This is a genomic window from Shewanella sp. SM95, assembly GCF_025653595.1.
GTDB lineage: Bacteria > Pseudomonadota > Gammaproteobacteria > Enterobacterales > Shewanellaceae > Shewanella > Shewanella oncorhynchi.
Map to the genome: position 1 here is coordinate 143,856 of NZ_JAKKSE010000007.1, position 11,875 is coordinate 155,730.

Annotated in this window: 7 protein-coding genes; 2 read left to right on the forward strand and 5 right to left on the reverse strand. The window is 47.0% G+C overall.

Annotated features, from left to right (window positions below; genetic code table 11):
- Positions 1-125: 125 nt before the first annotated feature.
- From L5M29_RS10455 to aspA, 5 genes are all read right to left on the reverse strand, one after another.
- Positions 126-851 (reverse strand): fumarate reductase iron-sulfur subunit, encoded by a 726-nt coding sequence (locus L5M29_RS10455; protein WP_263148694.1) that lies wholly within the window; start codon positions 849-851, stop codon positions 126-128.
- Positions 848-2,857 (reverse strand): fumarate reductase flavoprotein subunit, encoded by a 2,010-nt coding sequence (locus L5M29_RS10460; RefSeq protein ID WP_263167737.1) that lies wholly within the window; start codon positions 2,855-2,857, stop codon positions 848-850. The genes L5M29_RS10455 and L5M29_RS10460 overlap by 4 nt, the downstream gene beginning before the upstream one ends.
- 151 nt (positions 2,858-3,008) lie before the next feature.
- The gene (locus tag L5M29_RS10465) at positions 3,009-3,734 is read right to left on the reverse strand and encodes a fumarate reductase cytochrome b subunit (protein WP_168825590.1); all 726 of its coding nucleotides are present in this window, start codon (positions 3,732-3,734) and stop codon (positions 3,009-3,011) included.
- A 139-nt stretch (positions 3,735-3,873) separates the two neighbouring features.
- Positions 3,874-5,175, reverse strand: coding sequence for an anaerobic C4-dicarboxylate transporter (locus L5M29_RS10470; RefSeq protein WP_263167738.1), 1,302 nt, complete (start codon positions 5,173-5,175; stop codon positions 3,874-3,876).
- Positions 5,176-5,289: 114 nt separating this feature from the next.
- Positions 5,290-6,732: an aspartate ammonia-lyase gene (aspA, locus tag L5M29_RS10475; protein WP_131524382.1), complete on the reverse strand. Its 1,443-nt coding sequence runs from the start codon at positions 6,730-6,732 to the stop codon at positions 5,290-5,292.
- Between the two features lie 556 nt (positions 6,733-7,288).
- Between aspA and ansB the strand changes: the two genes are divergently transcribed.
- Complete coding sequence (ansB, locus tag L5M29_RS10480; protein WP_105251343.1) at positions 7,289-8,347, forward strand: L-asparaginase 2; 1,059 nt, start codon at positions 7,289-7,291, stop codon at positions 8,345-8,347.
- Between the two features lie 484 nt (positions 8,348-8,831).
- Positions 8,832-11,666 carry a M16 family metallopeptidase gene (locus L5M29_RS10485; protein WP_263167739.1) on the forward strand — a complete coding sequence of 945 codons (2,835 nt, stop codon included), beginning with the start codon at positions 8,832-8,834 and terminating at the stop codon, positions 11,664-11,666.
- Positions 11,667-11,875 lie beyond the last annotated feature (209 nt).

Consider the following 11,875-nt stretch of genomic DNA (forward strand, 5'->3'; position numbering starts at 1 on the left):
GGAGGCGCCTAACTAAGAAAATTAGGCTTCGTAACTCAGCAGCTGACAGATAAAAGCTGTCAGCTGGTTTTGGAAAGGTGCAATCCTATCCATCCCGCCAAAACAGCGGGACGTTAGAGAGAGGATTAGAGTATGGTCGCGGCCATTTTGCGGCGCAGGTAAGCGATTTGCTGCATGTGCGGCAAATCTTTGGGGCAGTTATCTTGGCAGCCAAGTAGCGTCATACAGCCGAAGACGCCATCTTGATTGCCTATCACATGGTAGAAATCATCCGCGCTGCGGCTGTCTCTGCTATCCATTTCAAAGCGGGCAATTTTCATCATGCCAACCGCGCCGACAAAGGTGTCACGCATTTGTTTGGTGGCGCAGGCCGACACGCAAACGCCACATTCGACGCAGCGTTCTAGCTCATAGATCCGCGCGGCTTCTTCAGGTGCCATTGGATTTTCGAGCCGATGAATGTCCTGATCATCGGGTTTAGGATGCAGCCAGAGTTTTAAGCGTTCGGCTAATTCGCGCATAAATTTACCCGTGTTCACCGATAAGTCGCCAATCAGCTCGAAGCCAGGTAGCGGCATGAGGGTGATTTCGCCATTAGGATAATTTGCCGTTAACGTGCGACAGGCAAGCGTGGGGAAACCATTGATCACCATGGCGCAACTGCCACAGATGCCCGCGCGGCAGACAAAGTCGAACTGCAGTGAAGGGTCTTGTAGCTCACGTAGTTGATTTAAGGCGATAAACACTGTCATGCCCGGTGTTTCAGTCAACTGATAACGTTCCATCTTTGGCTTGTCTTGGCCATCTTGCGGATCGTAGCGAAAGATATTAAAGCTGATTTGACGGCTCATAGTGGTTTGTTTCCTACCGGTTGGGCTGGAGTGATCGCTAAGGTATCGCTGAGGCGTTCATTAGGAGCCTGCAGGTGGCTTGGCAGCTCGTATGGCATCAGGGCTCGCTGCAGTGTGTCTCTATCGGGGTCATTACCTAAGCTCGCGAGCACTTGATTGATTTCTTGTACGCGTTTTTCGGTATCGGGATGGGCGATAGTATTGTCGTTACCGTAGCCCCGGTATCCCGGTGGTAGCTCCATTTTCATCACATCTAACGCTTCATAACGCAGCACAGGTTCCAGTGACTCGGCATCTGGCCAAGTTGCCAGCGTGCGGTTAAGCCAATCTTTATCGTTGCGTTGTGGGTAATCTTCCCGTGAATGGGCGCCGCGGCTTTCAGTGCGAGCCTCTGCACCACAGGCGACGGTTAGGGCTACTTTCAACATACGGGTGACGCGCAGCGCTTCGACTAACTCAGGATTGGAGTGACGTTTTTTACATTTAAGGCCAAGATTTTTTGCCCGCAGCAGTAAGTCTTTCAAGCCTTTAATGGCTTTATCTAACTCGGGTCCATTACGGAAGATCCCGACGTAGTTCATCATGATGCGTTGCATTTCTTTCTTTATTTGGAAGGGGTTTTCTGTGCCGTTGCCTTCGACCAGTCCATCGATTTCTTGCTGCAATTTATTAATGAATTTTTGAGTCAGCGCGGTATCAATTTCTAAGTCGTTATTCTCACAAAAATCAGCGACATATTTGCCGATGATCATGCCGCCGACTACAGTTTCCGCCACCGAATTACCGCCTAAACGGTTAAAGCCATGCATGTCCCAACAGGCCGCTTCTCCGACACTGAACAGCCCTTTGAGTTGTGGACTCTCGCCTGTGGCATTGGTGCGCACGCCGCCCATGGAATAATGCTGGGTAGGCCTGACGGGGATCCAGTCTTTGCAAGGATCGATACCGAGGAAGTAATCACAAATCTCTTTCACTTCGCGCAGGTTGGTTTCGATATGTTCACGGCCCAGCTGCGTAATATCCAGCCACAGATGCGGGCCGTAAGGGCTTTCGACGCCATTGCCTTTACGCATGTGCTCTGTCATGCGGCGGGAAACCACATCACGGGAGGCGAGTTCTTTTTTCTCTGGCTCGTAATCTGGCATAAAGCGATGACCGTCTTTATCGCGCAGGATACCGCCATCACCACGACAACCTTCAGTGGTAAGGATCCCCGCGGGCACTATGGCGGTAGGGTGAAACTGCACCGCTTCCATATTGCCTAAGGTGGCGACACCAGTATCGAGTGCTAACGCTTGGCCTATGCCTTCGCAGATGGTGGCATTGGTCGATATTTCATAAATCTTGCCATAACCGCCGGTGGCGATAGTGGTGGATTTGGCCACATAAGCGCGCAATTCACCTGTGACTAAACAGCGGGCAATGACACCATGGCAACGCTTACCGTCATGGATCAGCGACAGTGCTTCAATCCGTTCATGTACTGGAATGCCCATGGAGATAGCTTGGTTATCGACCGCGTACAGTAAAGAGTGGCCAGTGCCATCGGCGGTGTAACAGGTACGCCATTTTTTTGTGCCACCAAAATCGCGGGCATTGATTAGGCCGTGAGCTTCTTCGGCCTCATTGAGCGTTACCCTTTGTGCGTTCATGATGACTTCACGTGGGCCGGCGGATATTCTCGACCAAGGTACGCCCCAGTTGGTGAGTTCGCGGATCGCTTTCGGTGCAACGTGGGCAAACATGCGTGCGACGTCTTGATCGCAGCCCCAGTCAGAACCTTTTACCGTGTCTTGAAAGTGAATGTCTTCGTTATCGCCCATGCCTTTAACAGTATTGCCTAGGCTGGCTTGCATTCCGCCCTGTGCGGCGGCCGAATGTGAACGTTTTGCGGGAATTAACGATAGCACTAAGGTATCTAGGCCTCGCTCTTTGGTGGCAATCGCGACTCTAAGGCCTGCCAATCCTGCGCCAATGACTAATGAGTCTGTATAAATGATTTTCAAATCAGATCCTTATCTAATAATTTAGATAACATTTCATGGATTTATCATTGCGCTCCTCGGGCATAGATGCGCTGCAACTATGTATCAGAGGAGGATCCGTATGTTGTTTGTCTTGCTATATAGGCTAGGTGCGCCGATAGCGTCATGCCCATTACTGAGGAATAAACGGTTGTACTGGCAAAACTAATTCGATACCAATATTGATATAGGTCACTAGGCTTAATGTGCCTAAACACAATAAATAGACGATCAATACTTGCGCTATAGTGCGGATAAGTGGACGGTTACTACTCACACCCCACTTTAATATCACTCGGTATAAACCAACGATGCCGTGGAATAACACGATAGGTAAAAACACCACGTATAAGAGCCAAGCGTTATCGTGGTAAACCCTTTCGGCCGAAAGGTGAGGGCCAATATCAGGGTTTAAAATCATAGTGGCAAGATGGGCCGACACTAAGAAAAACAGTAAGAAACCGGTGATCATCTGCCAGAACCATGCTTGGGTATCTCTATGCTTGATAGTCGACATAAAGCCACGCATCGCTCGCCATTGACCTAATTGCACTGGAAAACGACGTAGTGCGGTGGCGGCATGTACTGCAACAATCACCAGCATAATGACTGAAATGATTTGGGTCACGATGGGGAAGCCATGACCCGTCGAGCTAAACATACTGCCTTCTAAGAATTGCACCATGTGAAAGAAGGTTTCTTTACCAAATAAAATGCTCGCCTCGAAATGCATATGAAATAAGAGGAAAATACCTAATATAAGTCCTGTCACACTTTGTAAGCAGTCTGCTTTAGCCGACCAAGCTTGGCCAAATGGTCCGCCGTTAATGGCGGTAGGAACACGCGTTTTTGCTGACATTAATTCACCTCTTACTCGATTTGCTATGGCGTGAATGTACCTGCATCACGCCAAAACAAAGTCTATAGATACAGATTAAAAGAAGAGGGTTAATCCATTTGTAGGCATTAGCCCTGAGAGCACTTAGGGTAAAATTGAGCTACAGCATCATGCCGCCAAACAGGAAGGCCAATGCCACACTGGTGGCAATCGTCACAACGCCAGGGACCAGGAACGGATGGTTAAATACCGCCTTACCAATCCGAGTCGAGCCAGTATCATCCATCTCGACCGCAGCCAGTAGCGTGGGGTAAGTCGGTAATACAAACAGCGCGCTGACGGCGGCGAAAGAGGCTACGGCTGTCAATGGACTTACACCAATCGCCAAGGCTGCGGGCATCAGCGCCTTCGTTGTCGCGCCTTGGGAGTAGAGCAGCATAGAGGCAAAGAATAAGGTTACCGATAATAACCAAGGCTGACTTTGCAGTAAGGTGCCGGCAAGATCTTTGATTTCCTCGATATGATTCGACACTAAGGTATCGCCTAACCAAGCCACACCTAACACACAAACACAGGCTGACATGCCTGACTTGAAGGTGGCCGCATTAGAGATTTCGCTTGCGTCTAACTTACAGAAAATCGTAATAGCGGCAGCTGCCGTGAGCATTAGCACCATAATGGCGGCGTCGCGTGGCAATACAGGGTCAATAATCAAACCGACTTTGTCAGATATCGCAGTGGCATACGCCATGACAGCCGCAATCGCCAGTAAGAAAATCATCACAGATCGTTTCGCGCCGGCTTTAATTTTGATCTCCGTTTTACCGCGTGTTTTGACTAAACCTTTGGCTAAGCGTTCTTGATAGACAGGATCATCGGCCAGTTCTTTACCCATTAAGTTGGCAACAACGGCTCCGACCATGCAGGCGAGGAAAGTTGAGGGAATACAAACGGCTAACAGTACTAAATAATCTACGCCAAACGGCTCTAAGATGCCTGAGAAGAACACGACAGCCGCTGAAATCGGTGAGGCGGTAATGGCGACTTGAGATGCGACAACGGCAATAGATAAGGGACGAGAGGGGCGAATGCCTTGCTCTTTTGCGACTTCGGCAATAACAGGTAAGGTGGAGAATGCTGTGTGGCCTGTACCCGCAAAAAGTGTCATGAAATAGGTGACGACAGGGGCCAGAAAGGTGATTTGTTTTGGATGCTTACGTAATAATTTTTCTGCCAGTGAGACTAAATAATCCATCCCTCCAGACACTTGCATGGCCGCAATCGCGGTGATAACTGACATAATGATGAGGATCACGTCAATCGGGATATTGCCCGGTTTGAGTCCCATCCCTGCGGTCAGTATCAGTACCCCGACACCGCCAGCGAAGCCGACTCCCATGCTACCCATCCTTGCACCAAGGTAAATAGCCCCGAGGACGATAATTATCTCTAATATAATCATAGTGTTAACTCTATTTTATTTTTAATTTCAATAGCCTGCGCATATTCACTCTGCGCAGGCTTATTCTTGAATCATCGAGTTGTGGGTTGGGGAAGGCTCCCCATCCCCACTGAGTTACACTTTGGCTTTGCTGGTGTTGCGTTTAGCCTGATATTTAGGATTCATCAGGTTTTCAACCGAGAGAATGTCATCGAGTTCTTCAACCGTTAACAAACCGCGTTCGAGTACCACTTCACGGACATTTTTACCCGTTTGGGCGCAAATCTTGCCTATGATGTCACCTTCATGGTGGCCGATGATTGGGTTAAGGTAGGTCACGATCCCGATAGAGTTCATCACATGGGCCATGCAGATCTCTGGATTTGCTGTGATACCTTCAACGCATTTTTCACGCAGAGAGATACAGGCATTGCCCATCAAACTGAGCGACTCAAACATCGCCTGTCCAATCACAGGTTCCATTACGTTAAGCTGTAATTGGCCAGCTTCGGCGGCCATAGTGATAGTGATATCGTTGCCGACAATCTTAAAGGCAACCTGATTGACGACCTCAGGGATCACAGGGTTAACCTTGGCTGGCATGATGGAGGAACCCGCTTGCAGCTCAGGAAGATTAATCTCCTTCAGACCTGTACGTGGACCCGATGAAAGTAAGCGTAGGTCGTTACAAATCTTGGACATTTTAATCGCCATACGCTTAATTGCACTGTGCAGCATAACGTAGGCACCACAATCGGATGTCGCTTCGATTAAATCTTCCGCTGGCACATAGGCGCGGCCAGTAATGTCTGCCAGATACTTAATGGCTAATGCAGAATAACCGACAGGCGTATTGAGCCCTGTACCAATGGCGGTTGCGCCTAAGTTCACTTCTAACAACAGCTCTTGGCAACGCTTGATGGACTTAATTTCTTCTCGCAATGTAACAGCAAAGGCATGAAACTCTTGGCCTAAGGTCATAGGCACGGCATCTTGCAATTGAGTGCGGCCCATTTTTAAGATGGTTTTAAACTCTGTGGCTTTAGTGTCGAAAGCGCTGATAAGGTCGGTTAATGCATCTAACAGAATATCGGTACTGTTGATGACCGCAATACGGAAACCTGTTGGATAGGCATCGTTGGTTGATTGGCATTTATTAACATGGTCATTAGGGTTGATGACATCGTAACGGCCTTTTTCTAGCCCCATGATTTCCAGTGCAACGTTGGCTAATACCTCATTGGTATTCATGTTGACTGAAGTGCCTGCGCCTCCTTGATAAACATCGACCGGAAATTGATCAACAAATCGACCCGTTGTGAGTATTAGATCGCACGCTTCAATAATTTTGTCAGCGATTTCAGGACTTACAGCGCCTAATTCACTGTTAGCCATGGCAGCGGCTTTTTTTGTTAGCATCATGCCACGGACTAATTCAGGTACATCGGAAATTTTTTGATTACTCAGCTTAAAGTTTTCGATGGCACGTAATGTATGTATGCCATAATAAAATTCATTGGAAACTTCTTTCGTGCCCAATAAATCTTCTTCGATCCGTACGCTATTAGTATCTTTCATTTCGATCCTATTAAATCCAATTAATAGTAAGATATATCTCCGAGTATTGAGTTGTGGATGTGTACAATAAGTATACGTAACACATCAAGAATAACTCATCGAAAACATGAAGGAGAATCGTCTCCTTGACTATCGAAGTAGATCTTAACGCTTTGGCAATAACAGGATTAGGATGGTGATCACTTAACTGTATGAAATAGTGTATTTCTTTTTTTTCTTAGATAAGTCTCTCAACTCGGATCACTAGTGTGAGCCATTACTTTTTGATGCAAATTAGCTATAGATTTGTTATTCGTTAACCAATCGGCGACATATTTATTCAAGTGTTTTTAAAATTAAATAAACCATACGATATTTAATTGTCACTGCGTCAATAGCGAATAATCATTGATTAGTTAAATCTACTCAATAATAAATGCATGGTGTTTTCCTTAAAGTTTAAATAATCAATTAGATAACGCTAAATCTGTTATTTCATTTTAGTGAGAGCTATCACAGTGAGGCTTAGACAATAGTGCACACTGTGGGCGTTTATTATTAATCAAAGGATGTAAGCATGAATTTTCCAATGCGTAAGCTTTTGCTCTCGGTCACTTTAGGGTTATTTCTCTCCTCCGCGGCGCAGGCGCTTCCACAGGTACGTATTATTGCCACGGGCGGCACTATTGCGGGAGTCGGACAATCGGCTACTGAGTCTAACTATCAGGCTGGTGAAGTGGGCATTAGTAGCTTAATTGCGGCCGTGCCTGAAATGAAACAACTTGCCGATATTCAAGGTGAGCAACTGGTTAAAATCGGTTCGCAGGATATGAACGATAAAGTTTGGCTAGCCTTAGCCAAGCGCATCAATCTGCTATTGGCTGATAAAGATGTCGACGGTATCGTCATCACCCATGGTACTGATACCTTAGAGGAAACGGCGTATTTTTTAAATCTCACCATCAAGAGCGATAAGCCTGTAGTACTGGTTGGGGCAATGCGTCCATCAACTGCCATGAGTGCCGATGGCCCGATGAATTTGTATAACGCAGTCGCGACCGCCGCTAACCTCGAATCTAAAGGTCGAGGCGTGTTGGTGGTGATGAACGATACCGTATTGAATGCCCGCGATGTGACTAAGACTAACACTACAGGTGTGCATACCTTTGCCGCGCCTAACTTTGGTCCACTGGGCGTTATCCATAACAGCAAGATTGAGTACATGGGTAATACTGAGCGTCAACATACTACGCAAACGCCTTTTGATGTCAGCAAACTCGACAAGTTACCGCAGGTAGGCATAGTGTATAACTACGCCAATGCCAGCGATTTACCTGTCAAAGCTATGGTTGAAGCGGGTTTTGATGGCATAGTCAGCGCTGGTGTAGGTAATGGTAATATTTACCACTCAATATTTGATACCTTAGCTAAGGCGAGTCAAAAAGGCACCTTAGTCGTTCGCTCTAGCCGAGTGCCCACAGGCGCAACCACGCTTGATGCCGAGATAGATGATGCTAAATATGGCTTTATCGCAGCAGGTAACCTTAACCCGCAAAAAGCCCGCATTTTACTGATGCTGTCGTTAACGCAAAGCAAAGATCCACAGCAGATCCAACGTTGGTTTCAACAGTTTTAAGATTCAGCTGCGTGATAAAACAAAAGCCCTGCGAATATTCGTAGGGCTTTTGCATTTTGCATTAATGGCTTACCTGTGAAGTTGTTTTTTCACGAGGCCATGAGCCGAAATATCTAAACAGTGTTGTGATTTTTAAAGCCAAAATTGTGAGGGTTCAACTCAGATTTTCAATCAAGATATTGCTCTGCAATTAGATTGTAAGAAAGGCTTCGCCAATTAAACACTCAATATCTCGCTAATATATGTATACCATTCCACAGTAACCATTAAATCTACAGCTGTTTCAGCTTCCTTCCACGCTCATTATTTTTCGGCATATTCTGACTATATATCAAGGCGATAAACTATTTTTAGTACGGCATAAGGTATTGATTTTGTGACTTAAAGTGCTTTAGGTACTATAGTGAAAGCTTATTTTATCTGAAACATAGGTGAGCGCTTCCTAGGTTTCTTGTTTGATTTTGGGGGCAAAGTGCGAATTTTAATGAACAATTTCAAGGTAATTAGTTTTGTACGTCAGTGGTTACTGCTGGCGCTTTTGAGTATGACGTTGCCACTGCAGGCGAGCGAAGATCTGCTGTGGATGGGAACGACAGGCTTGCCTATGAGTGAGCGGGTCCATACCGGTGAACTTGCCAATGGTATGCGTTATTTATTGGTGAGCAATAAAACGCCGGAGCAGGCGGTCATAGTGCGGATGCGGGTGGATGTAGGCTCTTTGGTCGAGTCTGATGCCGAGCAAGGATTAGTGCACTTTCTTGAGCATATGGCCTTTAATGGGTCGACCGGATTGGCGGCGGGGGAGATGATGCCTACATTGCAGCGCCTTGGCCTGAGTTTTGGCGCCGATACCAATGCTGTGACTGAGTTTCAGCAGACGGTCTATCAATTCAACTTGCCAAGTAATAGCCAAGATAAAATCGATACTGCTTTGTTTTTAATGCGAGAAATTGGCAGTAATTTATTACTCGATCCAGCGCTAATTGAACGTGAAAAAGCGGTGGTGTTGTCTGAGCTGCGTGAACGTAGCGGTGCGGATCTTGAGAATTACCGTAACCAATTACAGTTTTTAATGCCAAACACATTGCTGTCAAAGCGCTTCCCTGTGGGGGAGGCGAACAGTATCAGTAATGCCAATCGCGAGGCGTTGCTGTCTTTATATCAGCGTTTTTATACGCCCTCACGTACTACTTTAATTGTGGTGGGTGATATCGAGGTCGCCGCGGTAGAACAAAAGATAAAACAACAGTTTGCCAGTTGGAAGGCCGCGCCTTTGGCCGCTAAAACCAAGGAACAAGCTATTGGTACTGTCGCAGAGCGCCAAAGTGTCGATGCGGCGGCATTTTTTGATCCAAGTCTGTCAACGTCAGTTTCCCTTGGCATGCTAAAACCCATCTCAGCGATTACCGATAGCCCTGCTGTGCGGGAGCAGGAAATGTTGCTCGAGCTTGCCCACGGCATCTTGTATCGCCGTATGGAGTCGCAATTACTGCATAGCCAAGGTTTATATGGTGTAAACCTGCAGGTTGGACCGCAGTTTGATATTGCCTATGGCACACAGATGAGCCTAGGTACGCAGGAAAATAACTGGCAAGAGGGAATAGCACTCTTGGAGAAAACCCTGCGTCAAGCAAAAGAGTTTGGTTTTAGCCAGCAGGAAATTGACCAGCAAATCAAACGTATGCATAAGGGATATCAGCTAAGTGTCGCGGGTAGCAGTACCATTCACAGTGTGAATATTGCCGAGAGTCTAGTGTATTCGGTGGCGGGCAATCGCGTCCCTGTCGAACCCGATTGGCAGCTCGCATTTTTTGAAAAAATAATGCCAACAGTGACACCGCAAAAGCTAAGCCAAGTGTTTAATCAAACATGGAACGCTACGCCGTATTTGTATCTGACGAGCAATAAGCCCATTGAAAATGCTGAAAAACAGCTTATCGCCAGCTACGAGAAAAGCCGTAAACAAGCGGTGAGCGCACCAGCAATCAAGGCGATTGATGAGTTTGCTTATACTCAGTTTGGCGAGCAAGGCAAGTTAGTGGCTGACAGTCGCGATAAGGAAACGGGGATTCGCCAACTGCAATTTGCCAATGGCGTGCGCCTTAATCTTAAGCCTACCAACTTTAATAAAGGCACCACATTGGTCAGCCTAAACATTGGCTTTGGTGAAGTGCCATTCCCTGAGTTGGATGGTTTGTCTTATCTGTTTAACAGTGCGTTTGTGCAGGGTGGGCTCAAGGCCCATGATTATGACAGTCTGCAGGATATTTTTGCTGGGCAAGATATTTCCATCAACTTAGGCCTGCGTGAACAAAGTTTTGGCGGCGAGATTAGCACTAATGCCGCAGAGCTACGCACGCAGCTTGGCTTAATGACGGCTTATTTAATTGAGCCGGGTATGGATAAGCAGGCTGAGCAATTGTTTCGTGAACAAGTGATTGCCGAGCAACAAAGTATTCATAGCAACCCACAATCTGAGTTTTCTAATCAGTTTGCCCGTATCTCCCATAATGGCGATAAACGCTATGGTTATGGTGAGCCTGAAGAAATTCTCAAACGTCACTTTGGCGAATTAGCGCCTAGTTTCCATTCGGCCGTCGAACAAGGGGCGATTGAACTCGCTATTGTGGGCGATTTTGACGAAGCGAGTGCCATTGCTGCTGTGGCTGAAACGCTTGGCGCTATTAAGCGTAGCCCTATTGCTAATGCTCAGTCGATAGTACCTGTGTTTCCGAAAGTGCCCGTTCAGAAAACATTAACGCATTATGGTCAACTGGATATGGCGGCACTTGCCATGGTGTGGCCTACAACGGACATGACTCACTTGAGTCAACACGCGGGATTGGGTCTGCTGGAGCAAGTGCTAAGCATTCTATTAACGGAAAACGTGAGGGAGAAGGCGGGCGCGAGTTATTCGCCATCGGCCTTTTCTTATAACGATTTCAATGCCAGCGGTTATGGTTACTTAGGTTTGTTTAGCGTGACGACTCAAGCCATGTTGCCAACGGTTGCCGAGTATTTCACCGCCGCAGTTAAGCAAGTTAAACAGCCGCAGGGGATCAGTGAGGACTTACTTAATCGAGCCCGCCAACCAGTGCTTGAGTGGATGCAAGCGGCGCCGCAAACCAATGGTTTTTGGTTAGATCTCACCTCAACCGCCCAGAGTCATCCCGGTCGTTTTGCTGCCTTTAAACAAAGGCAAGCGTTAGCGCAGCAGATGACAGTTGCAGAACTTAATAAATTGGCGCAGCAATATCTGCAAGACGATAGCAGTTTAATGATCCAAGTCCTTCCTGCACCGCCAGAACCTCAGCAATGAGTGCTGGGCTCATAGAATAGTAGACTGATCATTCACCGACATATCCCCTGTGGTCGTAAACCGCTGGGGATATTTTTCTACCCCTTTCCTCCTCTATCTTCTTTTACCAACTTTTCTTTCACGTTCGTGGTGTTATGCCCACCCATAGGTCGTCAATGGAAATACCTGTTGTCGAAAATACCACTCACAGATCTGCGCGAGTGAAACTA